The sequence below is a fragment of the Mycobacterium liflandii genome (assembly GCF_022354805.1).
GTDB classification, from domain to species: domain Bacteria; phylum Actinomycetota; class Actinomycetes; order Mycobacteriales; family Mycobacteriaceae; genus Mycobacterium; species Mycobacterium marinum.
In genome coordinates, this window is record NZ_CP023138.1 from 5,042,197 (window position 1) to 5,069,184 (window position 26,988).

The following is a 26,988-nucleotide window of genomic DNA, read 5'->3' on the forward strand; positions in this document are numbered from 1 at the left end:
AACTGTAAGCCATACGGCATCAGTTTCGGCCGACCTGATCTAGCCGGTGCGGATCCGCCATTCGGCGGCATCGTGCTGCTGTCGCCAGAACTCATGGAAGCGCCCCTGGGCGGCGAGCAGCTCATCGATCGATCCGTCCTCGACCACTCGACCATCCTCGACGAAGAGCACGCGGTCGGCATGACGAATGCTCGCCAGTCGGTGGGCGACGATCACCCGGGTGCGTGATTGCGGATCGGCCGTGAGTGCATCGACCACCGCGACCTCGTTCTCGGTGTCCAGCGCGCTGGTTGCTTCGTCGACCAGCAGCATCGGGGCGTCCTTGAGCAGGGCGCGCGCGATGCTGACCCGTTGGCGCTCACCGCCCGACAGCGCGGAACCGGCTTCGCCCACAACGGTGTCAGCGCCGTCCGGCAGCCTGTCGATCAGCTCGTCAACCCGCGCCAAGCGGATCGCCCGCCCCAATTGATCCTGGTCCGCACCCGGGTTTCCCGCCAGCACGTTCTCGCGGATCGAGCCATGAAACAGGTAGGGATGCTGGAACACCACGCTCGACAGCGTGCGACGGGTGTGCGCATCCAGCGTCGGGGCGTCGGCTCCGTCAATCAGGATGCGGCCTCCGGTCGGCTGGTGCAGACCCGCAATCAGCGCCAGGATCGTGCTCTTTCCCGATCCCGAGGGGCCCACGATCGCAGTCGTGGTACCCGGCTGCAAGCAAAAACTGACCCCGTCAAGCACCGGCTCGGTGGCGCCGTCGTAGCTGAATGCGACGTGGTCGAATTCGATCCGCGCCGCCGCAGGGCCGTCATCCAGCGTGGCGGTCCCGGCCGCCACGGCCGGCGCCGTCAACACCGACCGGATGCGATCGAGCATGGCGCGCACACTCTGCAGCGCGGGAGCGAGCTCGCTCACGGCGGTGAAGGGCTCCAGGTAACGGGCAATCACGACAATCAGGGCGATCGCCTCGGGAACCGTCAGCGTGCCGCCCACGGTCAGCGCCGCGGTCGCTCCGGCCAGCACGATGAGCGCCAGCTGGCTGGCGATGCTAAACAGCAGCTGGCCGGGAACCTGCATGGCGAACAACCGCATCAACGAGCCGTGCTGGCGCGCAAGCGCGGATCCGACCAGGCTGCGGGCAGGCTCGACACGACGCGCGGCACGTAGCGCCTGTTGGGTTCGGGCGAACTCGATGATGCGCTCAGTGAGCGCAATATTGGCTTCGTCGGCGACCTTGTCGGCACGTCGAGCAAATCGCCCCGACGCCCACAGCGCACCCAGCAGCAGGGGCACACCGGCAAGCGCGGCCAATCCCAGCTGCCAGGAAATGGGAAGCAGCGCCAGCCCGATGGCCAGTGGCAGCAGGACCGCCGAGACCAGCGGCGTCAGCAGGTAGACCACCAGTCCCACCAGTTCGGGCCCGCTGGCGGCGATCGCTTGGCGGGCGGTCGCCGTGTTGTCTGCGGTGAACCAGTCCAGTCGCACACCGGGCAGCCGGTCTGCCACACCGTGCTGGGAATGGTCGAGCACAGCGAAACCCAGCTCGAAACCGACGCGTGCGCCGATGGCATCGATCACCCACCCGGATACCGTCGCAGCGGTCAGCCAGCCCAGCCACACCAACGCCTGCTGTGGGGTGCTGCTGAACAGGGCACCAATGAGCAGAACCAGCAGCACCGTGCCGATCGCGCGGACCACAACCGAAAGCACCCCAACCGCGGCGCACAGGATCAACTTGCCGCGGCGGTCCGCCGGCACCAGCCCTATCCAGGTGCGGATCATCGTGCGCCCTCCTGGATCGCGGCCAGCTCCACCTGATTGCCACAACCGGTCTCCCACAACCGCCGGTAGCGCCCGTCGGCGGCGAGCAGTTCATCGTGGGTACCGCGCTCGGCGATCTGGCCACGATCGAGGACCACGATCTGGTCGGCTCCGGTGATGGTATGCAGTCGGTGCGCGATGACCAGCACGGTGCGATCCTTGGTCAGCCGATTAAGCGCCTGCTGCACCAGGTATTCCGATTCGGGATCCGCATACGCGGTGGCCTCGTCGAGGATGAGCACCGGTGTATCGGCCAGGATGGCGCGGGCGATGGTAAGACGCTGCCGTTCGCCGCCCGACAACGCGGCGCCGGCTCCCAGCACGGTGTCGTAGCCATCGCGCAACCGCAGCACGCGGTCATGGATCTGGGCCTGGCCGGCCGCGGCCTGGATCTGCGCGGCCGGTGCATCGGGAACGGCCAGCGCGATGTTCTCGGCAACAGTCCCGTGCACCAGCTGAGTCTCCTGCAGCACCAGCCCGACCCGCTCGTAGAGCTCATCGGCGCTCAGCGACCGAATATCTTGTCCCCCAACTCGTATCGAACCTTGCTCGACATCATGGAACCGAGCCAGCAGGGCGGCGAGGGTGGACTTGCCTGAGCCCGAAGGCCCGACGAGCGCGGTGACGGTGCCCGGACGCAGCTGCAGCGACACGTCCCGGATCACCGGCACTCCCGGCCGGTACCCGAAGCTGACCTTGTCGAACACCACCATCGCCGCCGAGTCGGCCTCGGCCAGCCCGGTGTGCTGTTCCAGTACCGGTTCATCGAGGGTGATTTGCAGCCGGCGAGCGGCCAGCACACCGGCGCTGATGCCGCCGATTCCGTAGGCGATGCCGAGTAGTCGGACACCGAACGTGGTGCCCAGCAATAAGAACGGCAGCAGATCTACCGGATCCATTCGGTGATTGATCACCAGCAGCGTGCCGGTGACGGCGATCAGCCACAGGAACGTCGAAGGCCGGGTCGCAAGGTCCATCATGGTCTTCTTGCCCACCAGCGGACGCTGCCAGGTGACCAGGAATTTGATGTACTCGTCGAGCTGGCGTTTGAAACTCGATGCCGCGGCGCCGCCAAAGACGCGAATCACCGGCTGGCCCTCCAGATAGGCCCCGGCCTCATCGTTCATCCGCTCGGCCCAGCGCTGCGAGGCAACCATGCGCGAGCCGGACTGGACCGCAAGCGATGACGTCATCACCAGATACATCAGCACCGGGATGAGCAGAACCAGGGCAACCCGCCAGTCGACGATGAACAGGTAGACGAGCACCGCCACCGGGGCAACCACCGCGTTGACCGCGTCCGGAATCGCGTGCGTAACCAGATAGTGCAGCGACAGCGTGTCGTCCTGCACCAGTTGCTTGATGGAACCTGAACCGCGCCCGGTGAACCAACCCAACGGCAGCCCAGACATCTTGCCCAGCAGCCGCGCGCGCAACCCGCGAGCAAAGCGGGCGTCAACCACGTGCAGCCACAGCGTGAGGGCGGCACCAAGCAACGTGCCAAGGCCCAGCAGCGAAACGGCGGCCAGCCCAACGTGCCAGAGCCGGGATTCTTGGGCCCCCGACAACAATATTCGGGCCAACTCAACCAGCAGCACGAACGGGGCCAGCTGCACCAGGGTGGCCACCACCTGCAGCACCCCGGACAGAATCAGGGCGAAACGTAGCGGCGCGAGCAACCGGCCCGCGGCCTGGGCACGCCAACTGCCGCGCGGCGTGGCCGCCACCGGCGATTGGGCTACCGGCTCCGGGGTTTCGGCCTGCGCCAGCGCGACTTCGGGTTGGTCATCGAGGCAAGTCGAAGCACCGCCTGCGGCGGCGTCTGGCACGCCTTCACGGCAGGTGCCCATCTCGCGGCCGGCGGTCCAATACGCCTGGGCGTGCACCACGGACTTGGGGAATCCGAATGCGTCGCGCAGCCGCTTGCGAACGTGTTTGAGGGCGGTGGCCTCCGGCGTCGCCCACGCATACCAGTCCGACCAGTCCCTGGTCTCGATTGCTTCGGCCAACGATGTCTCGTCTCGGCGGCGAACCCAATGCACCCGCAATCGGGGATGTGCCGTGATGGGGATGCGCGTGTCGTTGTCGTCGTGTTGTTCGAGATACATCTCGATTGGTACGTCGTCGGGAACCGTTCCGATGATCCCGTTCATCCCCGGGATCGACGCCGAGTCTCCGATCAGCAAATAGCCGGCGGGTTGCTCCTTGGGTACGTCGAAGCGCGACGAGCTACCCATCAGCGACATCACTGCGATCGTGGCGCCGGGTTGCACGGTGCGGGCCCACTGCGATGCGGGGCCGGCCGGTTCGTGCAGCACCACGTCGACCGCGAAGCGGCCGGAAGCCACATCGGCTTCGGAGAGGGTGTAAGCGCGCTGATACTCGGTGTTGGACCCCTTCGGGTCCGGGAACCAAAACCTCAGCCAGGCCGCGGGTTCGGCCTGAGCATCCTCGAAAAGCGTCGGCGAGACCATCCGGATCCGCAGGAAATGCGGTGCGATGTACACCGTTTCGACCACCGTTGCGGTGTGATCCCGAGCGCCGAAACCGCGCAACACTGCGCCTTGCAACCCGCGTGCCATCAGCGATCCTCTCTCGAGACGGTGCGCCCCACCGCGACTTTCCCGATCCGGCGACCCGGCGCAGTCTTCGCTACCGGCCCGCGGATCAACGCGGCCGACGACGGCCGCACCAACTCCGTAGGTACCCGACGATGGGCAACGGTCCGTTGCAGCACGATCACCTCACGTGTCCGGCCGGCGCCACGGACACCGGGATCGTCGCGTCGGCACCCGACCGCGATGGCCCGGGCGCGCGACCAACTCGAATGGTGTCGTCCATCGCGTTGAGCGGCGTTCCCCCGCCCATACGTGACGTCATGGTTTTCATCGAATGCGCACCTAGACCTAGGACCCCCACCGAATAAGGGTTGCCTTACTTTAAAGAATAAGGGTTACCTTACCTTAGAGCCCCACGTCTTCGCGCTCGTCGGCCCACCCCTGGTCCGGACGTACAGAAGGAGATAGAACGACCCCGGCCAGACGCGACCGGCACCACCGGGCGTCAGCCCGGGAAACCACAACGGTGCGGGCGGAGGGACTCGAACCCTCAAGCTCTTTCGAGCACCGGCACCTAAAGCCGGCATGTTTGCCAATTTCATCACGCCCGCGCGCCTAGCGATATTACCCAGTCAGCCATCACACGAGACGTCAGCGGTACCGAACGCACCGTGACATCGGGTGCGGACTCGACCGTCGGGCCGTTGATCGCGACGGGCGGCATCAGCTCCCTACCGGGCCCGCGCGGTACCGTCAAGGGGTGTCCACCACCACCCCCCGCCGCCGCGCGCGCCGGCCCGCGCTGATCGCCCTGGTGATCATTGCGGCCAGCGGCTGCCTGGCGCTGGGCTGGTGGCAGTGGACCCGATTCGAGTCGACCTCGGGCAGCTTCCAAAATCTCGGCTACGCGCTGCAGTGGCCCATGTTCGCCTGGTTCTGCGTCTATGCCTACCGCAAGTTCGTGCGCTATGAGGAAACGCCCCCGCAGCCGCGCGACCCAGCAGCGGTAACGGAGATTCCCGCCGGACTGTTGCCGCAGCGAACCACGCCCGATCAGGCTGCGCCCGACGACCCCGCATCGCGCGAGTACAACGCCTACCTTGCCGCACTGGCCGAAGATGATGCCGAAAAGCAGAACAGGACTACCGCATGACCACACCCGAAACCCCCGAAGCACAGCAGACCACAACGACCTTTCCGGTCGAGAAGATCCGTAGCGCCCTCGTCGGCTATCGCATCATGGCGTGGACGACCGGGATCTGGCTGATCGCGCTGTGCTACGAGATCGTGGTGCGTTACGTCGTCAAGGTGGACAACCCGCCCACCTGGATCGGCGTAGTCCACGGCTGGGTGTACTTCGCTTACCTGCTGTTCACCGCAAACCTGGCGGTCAAGGTCCGGTGGCCGATCGGCAAGACGGTGGGTGTGCTGCTCTCCGGCACGATCCCGCTGTTGGGCATCATCGTCGAGCACTTTCAGACCAAGGACATCAAGACGCGCTTCGCCGTGTAAGCCCCCCGCGGCCCCCGGGTCAGGGTTGGGTTGTCACCAGGGCCCGCAGTGCGGGTAGCAACAGTGTCAACGCGCGCCCGCGATGGGAGACCGCGTCCTTTTCCGCCGGGCTCAGCTCGGCGGCGGTGCGGTTCGCGCCGTCGGCGATGAACACCGGGTCGTAACCGAACCCGCCGGCGCCGCGCGGCTCCTGCGCAACGGCACCGGGCCACTCGCCACGCACCACAACTTCGCCCGAGCCCGAGACCAGTGCGCACGCCGAGACGAACGCGGCGCCGCGGCGCTGCTCGGGTACGTCGCGCAACTGGGCCAGCAACAACGCCGTGTTGCCGGCGTCGTCCCCGTGGTTGCCAGACCACCGGGCGGAGAGCACGCCGGGCATCCCGTTGAGCGCGGCCACCGTCAAACCGGAGTCGTCGGCGACGCTGGACAGACCGGTCGCAGAGAACGCTTCGCGCGCCTTGATCAGCGCATTTTCCTCGAATGTCGCGCCGGTTTCGGGCGCTTCATCAAACGGCGCGATGTCATTGAGGGACACCAGGGTCACCCCCGACAATCCGGCGGCATCGAGCACCCGGCGAAGTTCGGCCAGCTTCTTGGCGTTGCGACTGGCCACCAGCAGCTTGGTCACCACTCACTCCGAAACATGGTCATCTCCTCTGCAGAAACGATCTCGGCTCGCTCCCGTCTCGCGGGTGCCGGCTGCAGACGCGGAGGGTCATCGCATCCGCAGCGTCTGTTGGGTGCTGCCCAGCGCTGGCCGAGCGCGCGGCCAGGGTCGCGAACCTACGCGCGACTTTCCAAGTTTATTGCTGGACTTTCCTGGTTGATTTCCGGTCGTGTCGCGATTCCCCTGACGTAAGGGACCTCGCAATCCTCACAACCCCAAATTAACTTGTGCATGTAGCAGCCCACGCAAAATCCGAGCGTGGCCTCCGACCAGGTCAGGACAAAACAGATCGCGACAGCAACCGCCATCGCCACGGGCGAGGCCCCCAACAGCCGCATGGCAAGACACGTCGCCGCCAAGGCGGCACCGAGCAACCACGCAAAGCGTTTTGGCCGCGTCGGTTTCCACACCGGGCGAGTACCCATCGTCAACGCCGTGCCCAGAATTCCGGTTGGGCTCAACGGTGTTAGTCCCGTGGCCGCCGCGGCCAACATGTCAAAAAGCACGAACGGACCAACGATGATCACCGGATCGGTTTCCGGCCGCAGCAAAAGCAACGCGATGGTGATTGCCGAGATGATGTTCAGCAAACCCGCCCGCGCGCGCGTCGCGACTTCGTTGATGCGTGGTTCCGCATGTCCATGCGTCATCTGCCCCATTGCCCACCACGGGATATTGAGAAAGGCATGCTCGAGTGGGACTCGCCGACTAACCATTAATTGATCCTAGAAACGTGACGGAACATTGGTTTTGGCAAAACTCAATTTGACGTCGCGAGTTTACCATAACGGCATGGCACGGAACGCTGACCAGCCACTTTGAGTCAACTAAAGTCAGCGAAAGCCAAGGCGAGCCAGCGGCAGCGACGTGCCCACGGCCGACCAATTTCCACCCCGAATCCACGCGGATTCGATGGCCCGGGAGGCCAGGTTGGCAGGCTCAGCTTCCGAACGCTTTCGACGGCGGCGGCCCTTCGGGCAATACACCCGGGTACGGCAGCGCCAAGGCATCACGCTGGGCGGCAAACAACGTGTCGCATGCCCCCAGCGCCATGTCCAGCAGCTTGTCCAAGGTCGACCGCGGGAACGTCGCACCCTCACCGGTGCCCTGCACTTCAACCAGCGTCCCGGTGTCGGTGGCAACGACATTCATGTCGACCTCGGCGCGGGAGTCTTCCTCGTAAGGCAGGTCCACCCGAACCCGGCCATCGACCACACCCACGCTGACCGCAGCGATGGCGCAGGACAACGGCCTCGGATCCGACAGCTTGCCGGCCGCCGCCAAGTAGTTCACCGCGTCTGCCAGTGCCACGTAGGCACCGGTGATGGCCGCGGTACGGGTGCCGCCGTCCGCCTGCAACACGTCACAGTCGACAGCGATGGTGTTCTCCCCCAGCGCCGCCAAGTCGATGCATGCCCGCAGCGACCGGCCGACCAGCCGGCTGATCTCCTGGGTGCGTCCGCCGACCCGCCCTTTCACCGATTCCCGGTCTGAGCGGATGTGGGTTGCCGACGGCAGCATCGCGTATTCCGCGGTGAGCCACCCCAGCCCGGACCCCTTGCGCCAGCGCGGCACGCCTTCGGTGACGCTGGCCGTGCACATCACCTTGGTGCCACCGAATTCGATCAGTACCGAACCCGCGGGGTTTTCGGTGAACCCTCGGGTGATGACCACTGGGCGAAGCTCGTCGTCGCGGCGGCCGTCTTCTCGTTTGGACACGACGCCAACCCTAGCTCGACCGACAGAGACCAATCCGAGGGCGCCCGACACGCACGGGCGGCGCTGACGATCCGGGCCACCCGCGAGCCCGCCGCAGCAGTTCAGCCCAGGCTGACTTCGAAAGTCTCGTCGCACACCACCGCGTGCACGGGGCCATCAAATTCCGCTTTGGCCTCGCTGATCACGTCCTCACGCGACGTCCACGGCGGGATGTGGGTCAGCAACAGTTCGCGAACACCGGCGCGGGCCGCGGCTCTCCCGGCCTCAGTCCCGGACAGGTGCAAGTCCGGCGGGCGATCCGGCGAGTGCGTCCAGGACGCCTCGCACAAGAAAACGTCAACGCCGCGAGCCAGCTCGATGAGCTGATCACACATTCCGGTGTCACCGCTGTACGCCAGCGATGCGCCGGTGGAATCGGTGAAGCGCATGCCGTAGGACTCAGTGGGATGTGCGACCACCGTCGGCACCACTGTGACGCCGCCAAGGGTCACCGGTTCGCCGTCGACCCAATGGCGCACATCGAAGATGTCCGAGCAATCGTCGATCTCTCCGCCGAAGGGTGATGAAGCCGCGCCCAAACGAGACCAGGTGTCACTCGGGCCGTATAGCAACGCCTTACCTTTGGGGCGCGACGGGTGGTAACGCCGCCACACGAACAACCCCGGCATATCGAGGCAATGATCGGCGTGCAGATGCGACAAAAGCACATGCACGGATGCGGGATCCAGATGCCGCTGCAGCGCGCCCACCACTCCCCCACCGAAGTCGATGACGATCGGTGGAGTGTCCGGAGCCCTGAGCAGATAACCCGACGCCGCCGAGTCCGGACCTACGACACTTCCGGAACATCCGAGCACCGTTATTCGCACAGACACTACTGTGCCATGCCCGTTACCTCGATGAGAAAAACATCGCCGCATTCGTTGATCAGAATCTTCCCGAGAATGCCGTTCTGCACTTTCAGCTTGCCAACGCGGCGGCGTTTCGCTGCGCGGCTACCGGTCGCGTCGGCGTGACGATGTGGGACCTGACGGCGCGGACCGCTCGCGGTCAAAGCCGAGGTCTATCGCCGCGAAATTCCCTAAGCGGGCTTCGCGTGCCAAGGTAATGTGGCCGCACGCACCGGAAGGTAGGGACACTGTGCCGATGGAGTGGCCACCATTGACCTCAACAATGTCGAGGCCCGTGCCCGACGGACCCTCCACGCCCGGGCACGCCGACGCGTGCCGCTCGGCGAGAAGAAGTAGCCGCCGTGGCTAAGGGGTCTGCCGAAACATCGGGCGACGAAGTATCCGGCAAGCCGCTGCCCGCGGACGAACCCGGGGACGAAGCGCAATCAAACCCGGCCGGCGCTGACTCCGACTCCGACTCCGATGCAGAGCCCGACACCGAACCCGACTCGGAATCGGATGGCGAGCCCGACGCGGACGCCCCGGCCGAAACCGAGGACGCCTCCCAACCAGAGGACTCGCGGCCACGACGCCGCCGACCCCACCCCAAGTCCAGTTGGGCCGCCGTGTTGGCCTGGGTCGTGCTGCCGAGCCTCGCGCTGCTGCTGGCAATCACCGCAGGTGTCCTCCGCTGGCAGTACGACACGATGCGTTACGCCCAGATCGCCGGGGTCCAAGCGCTGCAGGCCGCCAGGGAGGGCACGGTGGCGATGTTGTCGTACAAGCCCGAGACAGTCGAAAAGGACCTGACCGCCGCCCAGGACCACCTCACCGGAACCTTCCGCGACTCCTACACCCAGCTGACCAAAGACGTGGTCATCCCCGGCGCCAAACAGCAACGGATTTCGGCGGTGGCTCGGGTGCCCGCGGCCGCCACCGTATCGGCGGATTGGGGCCATGCCGTGGTGCTTGTCTTCGTGGATCAGACCACGGTCATCGGCGACGACCCACCCACCGATATGGCATCGACGGTGCGAGTGAAACTCGACAAAGTCGGCGACCGTTGGCTGATCTCCGAATTCCAACCCATTTGAGATCTACAAGTGCGCTAGCGCATTTGAATATCGCAAGAGCGTGACGGCTCTGCTGGTGGCCAATGTGGGCATTGTGAGCAATGAGTGATCATCGCGATCGGCCCAGCAGCCGCCCCTGAGGTTGCCCGTCTGGGCCTTACCGCGTGCCCGCGCACCAATTTGACGGGGCCTCCGGTGACTGCCGGTATATCGGGCGAACCGAAACCATTCGAAGCCGCAATCGACGTCAGCAGCGCTCATTCATCGATGCGATCCCACGTTTGGTTTTAGGTAGCCACATCCAGGGCCGCTCGCACAATGCTGTCGGTATCGATGCCGTGGTAGCGGTAGACGTCCTCGAGCGTCCCGGCCTGGCCGAATCCGGATACTCCCAACGCGGTCAAACGGACCTGCTGGATGTTGGTCAGGAAAGCAAGGGCGTGAGGGTGTCCGTCGAGGACGGTGACCATCGGTGTCGCACGGTCGGCGGGGAAGAGCTGATCCAGAATCCAGGTATCGGCGGATCTCCTGCCCTGACGCGCCTGCCACGCTTGAAACAGCAGGCCGGGGCTGGTGATGCAGAGCACGTCGGCCGGCACCCCGGCCCGATTGAGCCGGTCGGCCGCGGCAAGGGCCTCGGTGATCACCGCACCCATCGCCGCAATGGTCACTTTCGCGCCGTCTGGGCGCCGCAACGGATAGCCACCCGCAACCACCTGGCGGCGACGACGCTCGCGGGCGGCGGGGTCATCCGGTACGGCGGCCAGGGCCTGGTCCACAGGCCGAGTCGACAACCTCAGGTAGGCCGACGTTCCATCGGGTCTTCCGAGCCGGGCGAGGCTGGCCAGCAGGGTCCATTCGACATCGATCGCGAACGCTGGCTCATAGCTGATGCAGCCCGGTTGTTCGAGCCCGATTGATGGGGTCTTGATGGACTGGTGTGCACCGCCTTCGGCGGCGAGGCTGACCCCTGACGGAGTGCCGATGAGGATGGACTGGCCGCCCGCGTAGATCCCGAAAGACCATGGTTCGAGCGCCCTCTCGACGAATGGGTCGTAGAGCACCCCGATAGGGAAAAGCGTTTGTCCCCAACGACTCCACGTGGCGCCCAGTTCGCCGATCAGGCCAACCAGGTTCGTCTCTGCGATGCCGAGTTCCATATGTTGCCCGCTGGGACGTTCGTTCCAGTGCATCAGAGTCTGGGCATCATCGGCGAACCAGTTGTGTCGCTCGCTCGCCGACCACACCCCGACCTTGTTCACCCATCCAGCCAGGTTGGTCGTCGAGCTGACGTCAGGGCTGACCGTGACGACACGCTTCGCCGCGTCGGGTGCCTCGCGGATCAGGTCGAGCAGGACACGGCCGAGAGCGGCCTGGGTCGTTGCGGTGCCTTTGGGAGTACGACCGATGTCGCTCGGGACGGTTGGGGATTCGGCGGCCGGAATCGGGTCGCGCCGCAGCCGCTCTGCGGTCTCGGCGCAGAGCCGCCCCATCGGGCCCTCAGGCGCGAAGCGTTGCCAAGGGCTATTGGGGTTCATTCCCAGTCGTGCTGCCAGAGCGGCGTATTCGTCATGGTTGAGCAGGGCGGAATGGTTCTGTGGATGGCCCTCTGTGGGCAGGCCGAAACCCTTGATCGTGTAGGCGATGATGACCGTGGGTCGGGTGTCATCGATCTGTTGGTATGCCTCGATCAGGGCGGCCAGGTCGTGACCGCCCAAATTGCGGATCGCCGCCGTGAGCGTCGCGTCATCGATGTCGGCGATCAACGCGGCGATTTCGCCGGAAAGTGGACCGTCACCGGGGAGTCGCTGGCGGATCTGCTCGGCATCGCAGCGCAGCAGACGTTGGTATTCCGCGTTTTCCATCGCAACGATGCGCCGGCGCACCGCTTCCCCTCCGGGACGGCTGAACAGGGACCGGAGAAGTCGGCCAAAGTTGACTGTTATGACCTGCCAGCCTGCCGCGTCGAACATTGTCTCGAGTCGGTGCGCAGCGATGTTGGGCACCACTCGGTCCAAGGACTGGCGGTTGAGGTCGACGATCCAGACGACTTCGCCGAGTTCGGCGATCCCGGGATCCAGTATGGCCTCCCACACCGCACCCTCGTCGAGTTCGGCGTCGCCGACCAGAGAGTACTGCCGACCGTTGCCGCCGGCATCCAACTGGGCGTTGACGTAACGGCGCGCCACTGCCCCCCAGATCGGGGCGGTTGCCCCGATCCCGACTGACCCGGTCGAGTAGTCCACCGGATCCGGATCCTTGGACCGGCTCGGATAGGACTGCAGGCCACCGAACTCACGCAGCGTGGTCATGTGTTCTTCGTCCAGCGCGCCGAGCAGGTAATTGATGCTATGCAACACCGGTGAGGCGTGGGGCTTGACCGACACCCGATCCCCGGCCTGCAGTTGTTGAAACCACAGTGAAGTCATGATGGTCACCATTGACGCGCTCGAGGCCTGATGGCCGCCGACCTTCAATCCCGAGCTATCCGACCGCACCCGGTTGGCGTGATGGACCATCGACGTCGACAGCCACAGCACCCGCTCGGCGATGGCCTCGAGTGTGTCGACACTGACGATTCCACGACTGGTATCGACTGAGGTGGTCGAGTTCATGGTGCCCCGCCTAGGAGATTGGCTTGTGCAGATGAATCAGCAAGTGCAACGGTCTCATATAATTTCGGCAAGTAGGTCGATGAAATCTGAGCAATATGCTCACGTGGGATGTGCTAATTCGGCCTCAAGGAGGGCAATATGCCCAAGCGGGATCACCTCATCGATGACATCGATACGCAAATCCTGCACGCCCTGATCAAGGATCCGCGCGCGGCCGTAGTCGCGCTGGCGCACACTACGGGGTTGGCCCGCAACACGATTCACGCACGGTTGGCCAAGCTGGAAGCGGACGGCGTCCTTCAGTCTTTCGAGCGCCGCATCGATCCTGCCGCACTTGGCTATTCGCTGACCGCCTTCATCATGGTGACCGTCACGCAACGCAAACTGGGCGAGATCGGCAATGCACTCGAGGGTGTGCCCGAGGTTCTCGAAGTCCACGGGCTCAGCGGTGTCACCGACTTGCTGGTCCACATCGTCGCCCGCAACGCCGAGGACCTTTACCGCATCGCAGGTCAGATCCTTGACATCGACGGCGTCGAGAAGACCACAACGGGGCTGGTGATGAGGCGCCTGGTCGACTATCGGCTCAGCCCGTTGCTGGCTTCCGCCCAGTCGACCGGCAAGTGAACGTCGGCGACCAGAGCATCCGAAAGACAGGGCTCCGGCGTTGTTGATTAGCAGGCTTGTGAGCTGGAGAATTGTGGATTGAGGAGGTCTAGGCGGCGGTTGGCGGTCAAAGCGGTGATCCGGCAGGCTTCGGCGATGTTGTCGGCGCCGTTGAGGCGGTGCAGATTGATCGCGGTGTTGCGTAGCGTTGCTAGGACCTGTGCGCCGTTTCCGGTATGTGCCCTTTGACGGTCTTCGTCGAAGGTGACGTCGCGTATCCAGTGCAGGCTGTTCTCGATTCCCCAGTGTTGACGCATCCAGGTCATGATCGCGGTAGGGCGGGCGTGCTCGAACGGCAGGCTACAGATGGCATAGACCACCTCCACGCTGCGCTGGTCGGTGGCGGTGATCAAGCGTTCACGAGTGATCCGGATGATTTGTTTTGCGTAGGGGAAGCCGATTCCTCGTACAGCGGTGATGATTTGCAGGGTGCGGGTCTCGACACGGCCGTGGCCGCGGGAGTCGTCGGTAGCGGCTGCGGGCACCTCGGCCCAGGGCAGCGCGGTGATACGCGCAAGTATTTTGGCTTGGTTGGACTTGACGATCATCAGGTAGTGCGACTTCAAGGTGGCGCAGATCAACTTCGCGGTGACGACCTGGGTATGCATCGCATCCACGGTGACCAGCCACCGCAAGCTACCCGGCAGCAGCGTGAGCAGGGCACGTACGCAGGGAATTTCATTGCTTTTCTCGGCGACAGCGAGTTGACCGAGCACCAATCGGGCACGGTGGGCGAACACCGACACGAGATGCGTGGCTGTCGCTTTGGCGCGTAAAGCACCACGCAGCATCTTGCCGTCCAACGCGATCGGCACCAATCCACTGGGGTCGCTGCTGGCCACGTGTGCAGTGAAGTAACTGCCCATCCTGGCGTTGAGGTCGGCGGGGTCTAGCCGAGACAAAACAGCGCGGAAGGTCTTCTCACTGGGCCGCCGGAACCGGACCCCTAATTAGGCCAACACATCATCGGGAGCGGTGGCCGCCCATGTGGCAAAACCAGCATAGCCGCACATCCCCGCGGCAGTGGCCAGAACCGCGATCGCCAACAAAGCCATCAGCGAATACCTCCGACCGCGTGGGTCCCTCGGGTCTGGCACCGAGGCCAACACATCGAGAAACTCCGATCCGATGAGCTCGCTACGCTCACCAGGACTCCAGCGGTCGAACACCTCTGGAACCGACGACACAGGCAATACTGAAACGGTAGGCACGGGCAACTCCAGACCAACGACGAACAGTAACCAACTCGATCGTTCTCCAGATAGCCCGTGCCTACACTCCGGCCCCAATAGCGCGGCACCAAAGATCATCAACCCAGCTCACAAGCCTGCTAATCAACAACGCCGGAGCCCTGATCCGAAAGACGGCCTCGACTTGTTCGATGCTGTTGCACCGGACCAACCGAACGTCGGGCGCATCGGCCGCGCGTCATCACCGGCAATGGCCCGGCACGCATCGCCGCACATCTGCCGGCGCATGCTGCTGATTCGGGCTGAAACTGTGCAACACTTGCACCGCAAGCGCCATTCTTGCACCAATCAGACAATTGAACGAGAACTCCAATCATTGAGCTCAAACGGAACTGCCCTCATTTCGATACTTGGCGTGCGGTCCGCCGAGCTAGTCGGCGGACCGGAGGCTGGTGCGCCGATGAACTGCCCGCCGGTGGTGCCGTAGGCAGCGGGGCGACAGGAGGTCCTCGGATGGCAGGTGGACACCTGCGAAAGCAGATGCCGCTGCCGGTAATGATCGGCCTGGCGCTGCTGAGCGCGGCATTGTCGACGGCTCCGGCGGCGCACGCCGACAACAAGCGACTCAACGACGGTGTAGTGGCCAACGTCTACACCATCCAACACCAGGCCGGGTGCACCAGCGAGTTGCGAATTGATCCGCGCCTGCAATTGGCCGCGGAGTGGCATACCAACGATGTGCTGGGAAATCGTGCCCTAGACGGAGATATCGGATCGGATGGGTCGACTGCGAAAGTTCAACTCCGCCGCGGTCCAACCGGCTTCGGCGTGGCATTGCGTGCCCACGCCGTCGGCCCGAATGCAGGCAGTCACCCGCACCGGCTGGGCGTCGCCCGAACAGCTGGTCGCGACGATGCTGGAGGTGACCGCGGCTACCCCGGACGCGAGGGTGGTACGCCGTGGCGGGTCCAGGCGGTACGAGCAGGACGCCGCCGGCCCGGGTGTGGCAGGCGTTCGTGGTGGCGTGGCCCAGCTCAACGCCGAAGGCGCGGCTGTGCCAATCAGAACCGCCAACAACCCGGTCATGGCCGATCGTTTGGGAAGCCAGGACCGCATGGCAGAAAGGCCGCTTTGCGGGCTGGCTCCCGATCGGGGTGTCGATGGCTGTGTGGGCATCGGATGCTCATTTCCTCGCCACGCGGATTGCATCGCTGGACTCGCGCTAACCGCGACACCTCGATCAAACCACACCAAAAACACCAAGATGAGGTCCAAAGGCCATCGCTTTCTGACGTTCACAAGTGTTAACGTCAGCCACATTTACATCGCTGCGGTGTTCTCGGAGGGACGGTGCTCACCGAAGAAAAACAGCAGTCAATACCTGTCGTCAGCGGGCAGGCGGGCACTCGCTGATGGTTGCTCCTGTTGCCGTGGCCAAGCCGCTGCGGGCGTTTGGCGGCTTCTACTCGATGGCGCTCGACACGTTCGTGGCGATGGTCCATCCTCCGTTTGCGTGGCGCGAATACATTGCGCAGGCCTGGTTTGTGGCGCGGGTGTCGCTGCTGCCGACGCTGATGTTGACCATCCCGTACACGGTGTTGTTGACCTTCATCGAGAACATCCTGTTGACCGAGATCGGTGCCGCGGACTTCTCCGGCACCGGGGCCGCGCTCGGCTCGGTGCGACAGATCGGACCGATTGTGATGATGGTCATCGGCGGGACGGTCGCGATCGTCGGCTTCCTCACGGTGACCACCGGGGCTTTGGTGGCGGTGCAGGGGTACAGCGATTTCTCCGAACTGGGCGTGGAGGCCCTGACCGGATTCGCTTCGGCCTTTTTCAACGTCCGGCTGATCGCGCCGGCAACCACCGCCATCGCGCTGTCGGCCACCATCGGCGCGGGCGCCACGGCACAGCTCGGCGCCATGCGGATCAACGACGAGATCGACGCGCTCGAAGTGATGGGTATCCGCACCATCGCCTTCCTGGCCGCCAGCCGGGTGGTCGCCGGACTGCTGGTGGTGATCCCGTTGTATTGCGTCGGGGTGCTGGCGTCGTTCTGGGCCGCGCGATTCGGCACGACCGTTCTCTACAGTCAGGTCTCTACAGTCAGGCGACCGGTGTCTATGACCACTACTTCAGGACGTTCCTGAACCCCACCGACCTGGTCTGGTCGTTCGTGCAATGCATCGCCCTGTCGCTGGTGATCATGCTCGTGCACACCTATTACGGCTATACCGCAAGGGGCGGGCCCGCGGGGGTGGGCGAGGCAGGGCTCCGGCGTTGTTGATTAGCAGGCTTGTGAGCTGGGGAATTGTGGATTGAGGAGGTCTAGGCGGCGGTTAGCGGTCAAAGCGGTGATCCGGCAGGCTTCGGCGATGTTGTCGGCGCCGTTGAGGCGGTGCAGATTGATCGCGGTGTTGCGTAGCGTTGCTAGGACCTGTGCGCCGTTTCCGGTATGTGCCCTTTGACGGTCTTCGTCGAAGGTGACGTCGCGTATCCAGTGCAGGCTGTTCTCGATTCCCCAGTGTTGACGCATCCAGGTCATGATCGCGGTAGGGCGGGCGTGCTCGAACGGCAGGCTGCAGATGGCATAGACCACCTCCACGCTGCGCTGGTCGGTGGCGGTGATCAAGCGTTCACGAGTGATCCGGATGATTTGTTTTGCGTAGGGGAAGCCGATTCCTCGTACAGCGGTGATGATTTGCAGGGTGCGGGTCTCGACACGGCCGTGGCCGCGGGAGTCGTCGGTAGCGGCTGCGGGCACCTCGGCCCAGGGCAGCGCGGTGATACGCGCAAGTATTTTGGCTTGGTTGGACTTGACGATCATCAGGTAGTGCGACTTCAAGGTGGCGCAGATCAACTTCGCGGTGACGACCTGGGTATGCATCGCATCCACGGTGACCAGCCACCGCAAGCTACCCGGCAGCAGCGTGAGCAGGGCACGTACGCAGGGAATTTCATTGCTTTTCTCGGCGACAGCGAGTTGACCGAGCACCAATCGGGCACGGTGGGCGAACACCGACACGAGATGCGTGGCTGTCGCTTTGGCGCGTAAAGCACCACGCAGCATCTTGCCGTCCAACGCGATCGGCACCAATCCACTGGGGTCGCTGCTGGCCACGTGTGCAGTGAAGTAACTGCCCATCCTGGCGTTGAGGTCGGCGGGGTCTAGCCGAGACAAAACAGCGCGGAAGGTCTTCTCACTGGGCCGCCGGAACCGGACCCCTAATTAGGCCAACACATCATCGGGAGCGGTGGCCGCCCATGTAGCAAAACCAGCATAGCCGCGCATCCCCGCGGCAGTGGCCAGAACCGCGATCGCCAACAAAGCCATCAGCGAATACCTCCGACCGCGTGGGTCCCTCGGGTCTGGCACCGAGACCAACACATCGAGAAACTCCGATCCGATGAGCTCGCTGCGCTCACCAGGACTCCAGCGGTCGAACACCTCTGGAACCGACGACACAGGCAATACTGAAACGGTAGGCACGGGCAACTCCAGACCAACGACGAACAGTAACCAACTCGATCGTTCTCCAGATAGCCCGTGCCTACACTCCGGCCCCAATAGCGCGGCACCAAAGATCATCAACCCAGCTCACAAGCCTGCTAATCAACAACGCCGGAGCCCTGGTGGGCGAGGCCGTCGGGCGCGCGGTGCGCACGTCGCTGATCTTCTCGGCGTTCGTGCTGGTGATGATCTCGCTGGCGGTGTACGGGCAATCCGGCAATTTCAACTTGGCGGGATAGCACCATGGATGACCGCAAGGAAGGCCTGCACCCCGCGTGGCACACGCTGATCCTGGTGCTGCTCTTCGTTGCGGCGATGTGGGTGACCTACGCACTTTTCATGGGCTCGCTGCGGTCGGTCGTGCCGGTCACGTTGACCTCCGAACGCTCCGGCCTGGTGATGGAGACCAACGCCAAGGTCAAATTGCGCGGCGTGCAGGTCGGGCGGGTCGCTTCGATTGTCGGCGGCGGAAAGGGCGCGACGCCGGTGGCCCTCACGCTCGAGATCGATTCCGACCAGATTCGCTACATCCCGGCGAATGTCCAGGCCGAGATTCGGGCCACCACCGTGTTCGGCGCCAAGTTCGTCGATTTGATCTACCCCGAAGACCCCAGCCCGCAACGGTTGAAGGCCGGCCAGGTGCTCATGTCGCGCAATGTGACCAGCGAGGCCAACACCGTGTTCCAGAACCTGGTGGCGGTGCTGGATCAGATCGACCCGGCCAAGCTCAATGCCGCGCTTTCCGCCCTTGCCGAGGGCCTACGCGGTCAAGGTCCGCTCATCGGACAAGCGACCACCGATGCCAACCAGGTCCTGCTCGAGCTGAATCCGCGCTACGAAACCGTGACCGCCGACCTGCGGGCCGTCAAGGACTTCAACGACACCTTCAGCGCTGCGGCGCAGGACATTCTGGACACGCTCAACGCGCTGAGCACGACCAGCACCACCATCACCAGCCACTCCACCCAGTTGGACGCATTGCTGCTGGCCACCATCGGACTTTCCAACACCGGTATCAGCCTGCTGGCACCCAATCAGGCGAACCTGATCAAAGCCATCAACGCACTCGAGCCCACGACGAACCTGCTCTACAAGTACAGCCCGGAGTACACCTGTCTGTTGGAGGGCGCAAAGTACTTGCTGGACCACGGGGGCTACGAAGCACCCGGCGGCAATGGGCGGTCACTGGTACTCGATGCGGCCCTGGCGCTCGGTGATGACCCCTACCGTTTTCCGGACAACCTGCCCATCATCGGCGCCAAGGGCGGGCCTGGCGGCAAACCGGGCTGCGGCTCGTTGCCGATCGTCGACAACAACTGGCCGGTGCGCAACCTCGTCACCAACACCGGCTTTGGCACGGGAATGGACTGGCGCCCCAACCCCGGCATCGGATTCCCGGGCTGGGCCAACTACTTCCCGGTCACCCGCGGAACGCCCGAACCACCGAGCATCCGCAACCTCTTCGGTGGACCTGCGCCAGGACCGATCCCCTATCCGGGGGCCCCGCCCTACGGCGCGGAGCTGTACGCGCCAGACGGTACCCCGCTGTGGCCGGGGCTACCGCCGGCGCCGCCACCGGGCGCCCCCAGGGAATCGGGACCCACGCCGGGCTCCGAGCCCTTCGTGGTCCCCGCGCCCGCGCAGGCACAGCCCACCCCGCTGCCGCCGGCTCCACTGCCACAGGAGGTCGCTCCGTCACCATGAACACCTGGTACCGACCTCCCCTCAGCCGGCCCTCGACCGACCTTTCGGCCGACCGCTGGGCCAACGAAGGTGACCGCGCATGAGAGCCCGGCTCATCCGTGATGCGATCCGACTGGGCACCTTCTTGCTGGTCTGCTTCTTGGGCGTCATCGGCTTGTTCGCGGTCTTCGGGCAGCTGCGCTTCGGCGAGAAAACCAGCACCTACAAAGCCGAGTTCAGCAATGTGACCGGACTGGAGCAAAACGACTTCGTGCGCATCGCCGGTGTCGAGGTCGGACAAGTCAAAAAGGTTGCGATTCAGCCCGACACAACGGCGCTGGTCGAGTTCACGGCCGATAGTTCGGTGGTGCTGACCCAGGGCAGCCGGGCCGTGATCCGCTATGACGACCTGATCGGTGGCCGATACCTGGCACTCGAGGAAGGCGCCGGCAGCCCCAAACAGCTCAAGCCCGGTGACACGATTCCCATGACACACACCTCGCCCGCCCTGGACTTGGATGCGTTGATTGGCGGGTTCCGTCCGCTGCTGAAGGCGCTGGATCCCGACCAGGTCAATGCCCTGTCCGGCCAGTTGATTCGGGCGCTGCAGGGCGAAGGCGCGACGATCAACTCGTTTCTTGCCCAGACCGCCGCGTTGACGACGACGCTGGCCGATCGCGATCAGCTGATCGGGGATGTCATCATCAATCTGAACGTCGTGTTGGGTTCGCTCGGCGACCAAAACAAGCAATTCGCCAAAGCGGTCGACGCACTCGCCGAACTCATGGAAGGCCTGCAGGCCCGCAAGGAAGACATCACCAAGGGCGTGGCTTACACCAATGCCGCCGCCTCGAGCATCGCGGACCTGTTGTCGCAGGCACGCCCGCCACTGGCCAAGACCGTCCAGGAGACGGATCGCGCATCGGCAATTGTCTTGGCAGACCACGAATACTTCGACAATCTGATCAACACGCTGCCAGATGCCTATCAAGCGCTGTCGCGCCAAGGCATCTACGGTGACTTCTTCAGTTTCTATCTCTGCGATGTCGTGCTCAAGCTCAACGGCAGGGGTGGCCAGCCGGTGTACGTCAAGGTCGCCGGTCAGCCCACCGGGGGGTGCGCACCGCGGTGAAATCCTTCGCTGAACGCAACCAGATCGTCGTCGGTGCAGTGGGATTGGCGATCACCATCGGCATCGTGGTCGAATCGCTGCAGTACGACAAGCTGCCGTTCTTCCAATCCGGCAAGCAGTATTCCGCCTACTTCGCTGATGCGGGTGGGCTGACAACCGGCGTGCGCGTGCAAGTTTCGGGATTCCGGGTGGGTGAGGTCTCGTCCATCGAGTTGGACGGACCGCGGGTGCTGGTCAAGTTCACTGTCGACAAGCACATCCGCCTCGGCGACCATACCGAGGCGGCGATCAAGACGCGGGGCCTGCTGGGCACGAAGATGCTCGAGGTCATCTCCCGCGGGGACGGCCAGCTGCAGGGCACGATTCCGCTCGACCGCACCCGGTCGCCGTACCAACTACCCGACGCGCTGGGTGACCTGGCCACCACGATCAGCGGCCTGAACACCAACCAGCTATCGGACTCGCTGCGGGTACTGGCGGACACCTTTTCCGACACCCCGCCACAACTACGCGTCGCGATCGAGGGAGTGGCACGCTTCTCGCAGACCCTCGACGAGCGCGACGCGCAGCTGCGCGGTCTGCTCACCAACGCCAACAAGGCCACGACCGTGCTGGCCGAGCGCAGCAACCAAGTCGTCAGCCTGATCGCCAACACCAACGCGCTGCTGGCCGAGCTGACAACCCAACGCGCCGCCCTGGATCACATCTCCGGCAACATCGCCGCACTCGGTCAACAACTGCATGGGTTGATCGCGGAGAACGAGGCGACGATGCGACCCGCGCTCGACAAACTCAACGGCGTACTGACCATCCTGGACAACCGCAAGGAACGGCTGCAGAAGGCGATCAAGCTGCTCGACGACTACACGATGTCGCTGGGTGAATCGGTGTCCTCCGGTCCGTTCTTCAAGACCTACGTCGCCAACCTGGCGCCGGGACAATTCGTGCAGCCATTCATCGACGCGGCATTCTCCGACCTCGGCCTGGATCCCAATGTGCTGCTCCCGTCGCAACGCACCGACCCGCCGATCGGCCAGCCGGGCACACCGCCGCTGCCGTTGCCCTTCCCGCGGACGGGCCAAGGCGGCGAACCACATCTGAAGCTTCCCGACGCGATCACCGGCAACCCCGATGACCCGCGGTATCCCTACCGCGAGCCGCTGCCCGCCCCACCCCCGGGCGGGCCACCACCGGGGCCGCCCGCGCCGGCGCCTCCCGAGTTGGCTTCCATCCCGCAGCCAACGCCGTCATCGGTATTGGTGCCCGCGCCGGGCGAGGTCTCAGCACCCCAGACCGCGGGGGCCGGACGATGATCCGGCGCACCAAGACCTGGCTGGCCGTGCTGTTGGTCGGACTATTGGCCGCTGGAGTGGTGGTGCTGCTGCGAACCACCGAAGTGGTCAACCGCACCAATGTCGTCGCGTACTTCGAGAACAGCAACGGCGTCTTCACCGGGGATGAAGTTCGCATCCTTGGTGTGCCCGTCGGCAAGATCACCTCGATCGAACCGCAGCCCGAGTCGGTCAAGGTCTCATTCTGGTACGACAGCAAGTGCATAGTGCCGGCGGACGCGAAAGCCGCGATCCTGTCGCCGACCCTGGTGACCTCACGGGCGATTCAGCTCACCCCCGCCTACACCGGCGGGCCCGCGATGTCCGACAACGCGGTCATTCCACGGCAGCGCACCGCCGTTCCGGTCGAGTGGGACGACGTCCGTGCGCAATTGGCGAAGCTGACCAAGGAGTTGCAGCCGACCGAGCCCGGCGGCGTCAGCCCCCTGGGGTCGGTGATCAATACCGCGGCAGACAACCTCCGCGGCGAGGGCGCCAACATCCGCGACACGGTGATCAAGTTGTCTCAGGCCTTTTCTGTCCTCGGCGACCACAGCACGGACATCTTCTCGACCGTGAAGAATCTCGCGATTCTGGTGTCGGCGCTGCAGGACAGCACCAACTTGATGCGCCAGCTGAACCAGAACCTGGCGACGGTGACCGGCCTGCTGGCCAACGACCCGAACGAGGTCGCCAACGCCGTGCGCAACCTCGGCGACACGGTCGGTGAGGTGCAGCGATTTGTGGCCGACAATCGCGAAGCGCTGGGCACCACATCGGACAAGCTGGCGGGGGTCAGCCAGGCTTTGAACGATAGCCTCGACGACGTCAAACAGTTCCTGCACGTGGCGCCCAACACCTTGCAGAACTATGTGAACATCTGGCAGCCGGCCCAGGGCGCGGTGAGTGCCGTGCCGATGCTCAACAACTTCGCCAATCCGATTTCCTTCCTGTGCGGCGCCATTCAGGCCGCATCGCGACTGGGCTATGAACAGTCCGCGAAGCTATGCGTGCAATACCTGGCACCGATAATCAAGAACCGTCAGTACAACTTCCTGCCCTTTGGCCAGAACCTCTTCGTCGGCGCCAGTGCGCGACCCAATGAGCTGACCTACAGCGAAGACTGGCTACGCCCGGATTACATTCCACCGCAAGCCATTCCGCCGCAGCAAGCACCGCCGGCCGCGGCGCCTCCGGCGCAAGCACCGCCGCCCGCCGTGGGCCTCCCGCTGCCGGCCGAAGCGCCCGCCACACCCGACCCGGCTGCCGGCCTTCGCGGGATCATGGTGCCCCAAGGGGTGGGCTCATGATGCGGGCCGGGTGGACCACGCGGATACGCATCGCGGCGGGAATCGCCGCCCTAGCGGTAGCCGTATCGGGCTGCAGTGGCTGGCGCGGCCTGAACTCGCTTCCGCTGCCAGGTGTTCAGGGCGGCGGACCCGGCTCGTTCACCATCCAGGCTCAGATGCCCGACGTCGACAACATCGAGCCGAATTCGCGCGTCCGGGTGGGTGACGTCAATGTCGGTACCGTCACCAAGATCGAGCGCCAGGGCTGGCATGCGCTGGTCACGATGAAACTCAACGGCAATGTCGAGCTGCCGGCAAATGCCACCGCCACACTCGGTCAGACCAGCTTGCTGGGGTCGCTGCATATCGAGCTGGCACCGCCTACCGACGTGCCGCCTGAGGGCAACCTACGCGAGGGCTCGTTGATCCCGTTGTCCTGATCGAAGGCATATCCGAACACCGAACAGGCACTCGCCGCAACGGCGATGCTGCTCAATGGCGGCGGGATCGGGGACATCTACGACATCACCGAAGCCCTGAGCACCGCCTTCACCGGACGCGAGAACGACTTGCGCAGCCTGATCGAGCAGCTCGACGAGGCCATCGGACACCTCGACGACCAAAAAGGCGACATCATCGCCGCTGCCGAGAGCCTGAACAACCTGATGGCTCAGCTCGCCGCACAAAGGCCGGTACTGGACAAGGCGTTGCGGACGATTCCGGATGCACTCGCCGTGCTCAAGAACGAGCGCGAGAACCTGGCCGATGCACTCACCCAGCTGGGCAGATTCAGCGCGCTGGCCGCCGACTCGGTCAACCAGACCAAGGACGCGCTTGTGCAAGAGCTCAAAGATCTTGGGCCGACGCTGGAGTCACTGGCCAACGCGGGTCCGGCGCTAACGCGCGCGCTGAGCTTCCTACCCACCTACCCATTTCCCAAGGAGACGCTGACCAACTGGATGCGCGGCGACTACGCCAACCTGACCCTCATCATCGATATGACGTTGAGCCGTATCGACGCCGGATTCTTCACCGGAACGCGATGGGAAGGCGACTTGACCGAGCTCGAGCTGCAGTGGGGCCGCACCATCGGGCAGATGCCCAGCCCCTACACCGTGGGTAACCCGTTGATCGTTCCGTACCGATGGGACCAGGGGCCGTGACATGCGTCTGACTCGGCAGATCTTCATCCAGATGGCGATCTTCGCCATCGTGGCCACCACCGCGCTGTTGATCATGGTCTTCGGGTACATGCGAGTGCCGGCCATGGTCGGCATCGGGCAGTACCGCGTGACCGTCGAGCTGCCCGAGGCAGGCGGCCTCTACCCGCGCAGCAACGTCACCTATCGCGGCGTCGAGGTCGGCACCGTCAAGAGCGTCCACTTGACCAACACGGGTGTGGCCGCGGTCCTGTCGCTGAACTCCGATGTCAAGATTCCCGCCGATGTGGAGGCCGAGGTGCACAGCGTGTCCTCGGTCGGCGAGCAGTACGTTCAGCTGCTTCCGCGTAGCGGCCAAGGTCCGTCGTTGAAGGACGGCGACGTGATCCCGAGTAGCCGCACCCGCGTTCCAACCGATATCAACACGATCCTGGACGAAACCAGCCGCGGCCTGCAGGCGATCCCCCGCGAGAACCTGAAGACGGTTGTCGACGAGGCGGCCGTCGCCGTCGGCGGACTGGGGCCCGAGCTTCGGCGGTTGATCACCGGGAGCAGCAAGCTGGCCATCGACGCCCGCGCGAACCTGGACGAGCTGACCCTGTTGATCGACCAGTCCAAGCCGGTGTTGGACACCCAGACCGACACCGCGGGCGCCATCCGCTCGTGGGCGTCGAATCTGGCCAGCATCACCGACCAGCTGCAGCGCCAGGACTCGTCGTTGGCCGGGTTGCTGGATCAGGGTCCCGGGGCAGCCGATGAGGTGCGCGCGCTGTTCAACCGACTACGCCCCACACTGCCGATCGTGCTGGCCAACCTGGTCAGCGTCGGTGAGGTGGCCGTCGCCTACCACCCGAGTCTCGAGCAACTGCTGGTGCTGTTTCCTCAGGGAACTGCCGTAACGCAGGCCGTCGGCGTTGCCAAGCGCAACACCATCCAGGACTACAAGGGCGACTATCTGGTCTTCAACCTGAACCTGAACCTGCCGCCGCCGTGCACCACCGGCTTCCTGCCGGCCCAGCAGCAGCGGGTACCCACCTTCGAGGACTACCCGAACCGTGCGCCGGGTGACCTGTACTGCCGAGTGCCACAGGATGCGCCCTTCAGCGTCCGCGGCGCACGAAATCTGCCTTGCGTGACCGTGCCAGGAAAGCGCGCGCCGACGGCGAAGCTGTGCGAGAGCAACGAGGTCTACGTGCCGCTCAACGACGGCTACAACTGGAAGGGGGATCCGAACTCCACGCTGTCCGGGCAACCGATTCCGCAACTGCCCCCGGAGCCGCCGCTCGAACAGAGCGCCCCGCCGGGTCCGGCACCGCCAGCCCCGATTGCCGCCGCCGAGTACGACCCGGCAACCGGCACCTATATGGGCCCCGACGGACACCTGTACACGCAAGCTAATCTGGGCCAGACCGTCCCAGAGGAGCAAACATGGCAGACGATGTTGCTGCCCCCGAAGAAGTGAGTGATTCCACGACTCTCGAGGAGCAACCGGAGCCTGCCGAGGTCGTTGAGCCCGAAGGCGAATCCGGCCAAGCAGGCGTGCCCGAGGCCCAGCCGCGCGACGAAGACCAAGACGAGACCGCGGACGAGACCCAGGAAGACGCCGACGCGGATCCCGAGGCGGGCGAAGACGACGCGCAAGCCAGCGACGGCGAGCAGGAGTCGCCCAAGCCAGCGCCCTCAAAGGTGCGGCTGGCGATCGTGGTGGGGCTGGCCGCGGTGGTGGCCATGGCGGCGTTGGCGAGTTGGTTCGGGTTCCACGCCTACCAATCGCATCAGGCCGACCAACAGCGCAAGCTCTATGTTCAGGTCGCCAGACAGGGCGCGATCAACCTCACCACCATCGACTGGGAGCATGTCGACGCCGATATCGAGCGCATCCTCAACTCGGCCACCGGCACTTTCTACGACGACTTCCAACGCCGATCCAAGCCGTTCATCCAGGTCGTTCAGCATTTCCAGTCGAAATCCGTGGGAACGATCACCGCCGCCGCACTGGAGTCGGAGTCCGACGACGCGGCACAGGTCCTGGTGGCGGTGAGCGTCAAGACGACGACGGCCGCAGCGCCCGAACAACGGCCTCGTGCGTGGCGCATGCGCATCACCGTGCAGCAGGTCGGCGACGAGGCCAAGGTAGCCAACGTGGAGTTCGTGCCGTAACCCGCTCA

Annotated in this window: 18 protein-coding genes, 1 tRNA gene and 6 pseudogenes; 14 read left to right on the forward strand and 11 right to left on the reverse strand. The window is 64.6% G+C overall.

Features of this window, described 5'->3' with window-relative positions; translation table 11 throughout:
- Positions 1 to 39: 39 nt before the first annotated feature.
- The 3 genes from CKW46_RS22335 to CKW46_RS22345 form a co-directional block, all read right to left on the reverse strand.
- The gene (locus CKW46_RS22335) at positions 40 to 1,779 is read right to left on the reverse strand and encodes an ABC transporter ATP-binding protein (protein WP_482052415.1); all 1,740 of its coding nucleotides are present in this window, start codon (positions 1,777 to 1,779) and stop codon (positions 40 to 42) included.
- Positions 1,776 to 4,400: an ABC transporter ATP-binding protein/permease gene (locus CKW46_RS22340; RefSeq protein ID WP_482052416.1), complete on the reverse strand. Its 2,625-nt coding sequence runs from the start codon at positions 4,398 to 4,400 to the stop codon at positions 1,776 to 1,778. Before CKW46_RS22340 ends, CKW46_RS22335 begins: the two co-directional genes overlap by 4 nt.
- Positions 4,401 to 4,903: 503 nt before the next feature.
- Positions 4,904 to 4,987, reverse strand: a tRNA-Leu gene (locus CKW46_RS22345).
- Positions 4,988 to 5,136: 149 nt separating this feature from the next.
- Between CKW46_RS22345 and CKW46_RS22350 the strand changes: the two genes are divergently transcribed.
- Both CKW46_RS22350 and CKW46_RS22355 read left to right on the forward strand, forming a co-directional pair.
- Positions 5,137 to 5,529: a hypothetical protein gene (locus CKW46_RS22350; protein WP_015356666.1), complete on the forward strand. Its 393-nt coding sequence runs from the start codon at positions 5,137 to 5,139 to the stop codon at positions 5,527 to 5,529.
- Positions 5,526 to 5,888, forward strand: coding sequence for a DUF3817 domain-containing protein (locus CKW46_RS22355; RefSeq protein WP_012395630.1), 363 nt, complete (start codon positions 5,526 to 5,528; stop codon positions 5,886 to 5,888). Before CKW46_RS22350 ends, CKW46_RS22355 begins: the two co-directional genes overlap by 4 nt.
- A gap of 19 nt (positions 5,889 to 5,907) precedes the next feature.
- Here the strand turns inward: CKW46_RS22355 and rdgB are convergent, their stop codons facing one another.
- The 5 genes from rdgB to CKW46_RS22380 form a co-directional block, all read right to left on the reverse strand.
- Positions 5,908 to 6,522 (reverse strand): RdgB/HAM1 family non-canonical purine NTP pyrophosphatase, encoded by a 615-nt coding sequence (gene rdgB, locus CKW46_RS22360; protein ID WP_482052417.1) that lies wholly within the window; start codon positions 6,520 to 6,522, stop codon positions 5,908 to 5,910.
- A gap of 152 nt (positions 6,523 to 6,674) precedes the next feature.
- A complete protein-coding gene (locus CKW46_RS22365; protein ID WP_117437093.1) occupies positions 6,675 to 7,208 on the reverse strand; it encodes a DUF4395 domain-containing protein in 534 nt (177 codons plus the stop codon).
- A gap of 289 nt (positions 7,209 to 7,497) precedes the next feature.
- On the reverse strand, positions 7,498 to 8,277 hold the full coding sequence (gene rph, locus CKW46_RS22370; RefSeq protein ID WP_117437069.1) for a ribonuclease PH: 780 nt from the start codon (positions 8,275 to 8,277) through the stop codon (positions 7,498 to 7,500).
- Between the two features lie 101 nt (positions 8,278 to 8,378).
- A complete protein-coding gene (locus tag CKW46_RS22375) occupies positions 8,379 to 9,152 on the reverse strand; it encodes a cyclic nucleotide-degrading phosphodiesterase (RefSeq protein ID WP_011741585.1) in 774 nt (257 codons plus the stop codon).
- Positions 9,152 to 9,331, reverse strand: coding sequence for a hypothetical protein (locus tag CKW46_RS22380; protein ID WP_012395635.1), 180 nt, complete (start codon positions 9,329 to 9,331; stop codon positions 9,152 to 9,154). The genes CKW46_RS22375 and CKW46_RS22380 overlap by 1 nt, the downstream gene beginning before the upstream one ends.
- A 198-nt stretch (positions 9,332 to 9,529) precedes the next feature.
- On the opposite strand from CKW46_RS22380, the gene CKW46_RS22385 reads away from it, so the two are divergent.
- A complete protein-coding gene (locus tag CKW46_RS22385; RefSeq protein WP_012395636.1) occupies positions 9,530 to 10,261 on the forward strand; it encodes an Rv1363c family protein in 732 nt (243 codons plus the stop codon).
- Positions 10,262 to 10,527: 266 nt separating this feature from the next.
- Here the strand turns inward: CKW46_RS22385 and CKW46_RS22390 are convergent, their stop codons facing one another.
- Entirely contained in the window at positions 10,528 to 12,855 is a 2,328-nt protein-coding gene (locus CKW46_RS22390; RefSeq protein WP_482052418.1) for a thiamine pyrophosphate-binding protein, read from the reverse strand.
- Positions 12,856 to 12,993: 138 nt separating this feature from the next.
- Between CKW46_RS22390 and CKW46_RS22395 the strand changes: the two genes are divergently transcribed.
- Positions 12,994 to 13,482 (forward strand): Lrp/AsnC family transcriptional regulator, encoded by a 489-nt coding sequence (locus CKW46_RS22395; RefSeq protein WP_012395638.1) that lies wholly within the window; start codon positions 12,994 to 12,996, stop codon positions 13,480 to 13,482.
- Between the two features lie 47 nt (positions 13,483 to 13,529).
- Here the strand turns inward: CKW46_RS22395 and CKW46_RS22400 are convergent.
- Positions 13,530 to 14,732, reverse strand: a pseudogene (locus tag CKW46_RS22400) (ISAs1-like element IS2404/ISMul1 family transposase).
- A gap of 492 nt (positions 14,733 to 15,224) precedes the next feature.
- Here CKW46_RS22400 and CKW46_RS22405 point away from each other — a divergent pair.
- Positions 15,225 to 15,500, forward strand: a pseudogene (locus tag CKW46_RS22405) (CAP domain-containing protein); the annotation flags it as partial.
- A 623-nt stretch (positions 15,501 to 16,123) separates the two neighbouring features.
- Positions 16,124 to 16,983: pseudogene (locus tag CKW46_RS22410) on the forward strand (ABC transporter permease); the annotation flags it as partial.
- An 18-nt stretch (positions 16,984 to 17,001) separates the two neighbouring features.
- On the opposite strand, the pseudogene CKW46_RS22415 reads toward CKW46_RS22410, so the two are convergent.
- A pseudogene (locus tag CKW46_RS22415) lies at positions 17,002 to 18,204 on the reverse strand (ISAs1-like element IS2404/ISMul1 family transposase).
- A 143-nt stretch (positions 18,205 to 18,347) separates the two neighbouring features.
- On the opposite strand from CKW46_RS22415, the pseudogene CKW46_RS22420 reads away from it, so the two are divergent.
- The 8 genes and pseudogenes from CKW46_RS22420 to CKW46_RS22455 form a co-directional block, all read left to right on the forward strand.
- A pseudogene (locus CKW46_RS22420) lies at positions 18,348 to 18,464 on the forward strand (ABC transporter permease); the annotation flags it as partial.
- A gap of 4 nt (positions 18,465 to 18,468) precedes the next feature.
- Entirely contained in the window at positions 18,469 to 19,929 is a 1,461-nt protein-coding gene (locus CKW46_RS22425) for an MCE family protein (protein ID WP_482052419.1), read from the forward strand.
- Positions 19,930 to 20,008: 79 nt separating this feature from the next.
- On the forward strand, positions 20,009 to 21,040 hold the full coding sequence (locus CKW46_RS22430; RefSeq protein ID WP_482052420.1) for a virulence factor Mce family protein: 1,032 nt from the start codon (positions 20,009 to 20,011) through the stop codon (positions 21,038 to 21,040).
- Positions 21,037 to 22,353, forward strand: a complete 1,317-nt coding sequence (locus tag CKW46_RS22435) for an MCE family protein (RefSeq protein ID WP_015356676.1) — start codon at positions 21,037 to 21,039, stop codon at positions 22,351 to 22,353. Before CKW46_RS22430 ends, CKW46_RS22435 begins: the two co-directional genes overlap by 4 nt.
- A complete protein-coding gene (locus tag CKW46_RS22440) occupies positions 22,350 to 23,681 on the forward strand; it encodes an MCE family protein (protein WP_482052421.1) in 1,332 nt (443 codons plus the stop codon). Before CKW46_RS22435 ends, CKW46_RS22440 begins: the two co-directional genes overlap by 4 nt.
- Positions 23,678 to 24,823 (forward strand): annotated as a pseudogene (locus CKW46_RS22445) (virulence factor Mce family protein). The gene CKW46_RS22440 and the pseudogene CKW46_RS22445 overlap by 4 nt, the downstream one beginning before the upstream one ends.
- Position 24,824: 1 nt before the next feature.
- Positions 24,825 to 26,282 (forward strand): MCE family protein, encoded by a 1,458-nt coding sequence (locus tag CKW46_RS22450; protein WP_482052422.1) that lies wholly within the window; start codon positions 24,825 to 24,827, stop codon positions 26,280 to 26,282.
- Positions 26,249 to 26,980, forward strand: coding sequence for an Rv1363c family protein (locus tag CKW46_RS22455; protein WP_015356680.1), 732 nt, complete (start codon positions 26,249 to 26,251; stop codon positions 26,978 to 26,980). Before CKW46_RS22450 ends, CKW46_RS22455 begins: the two co-directional genes overlap by 34 nt.
- Positions 26,981 to 26,988 lie beyond the last annotated feature (8 nt).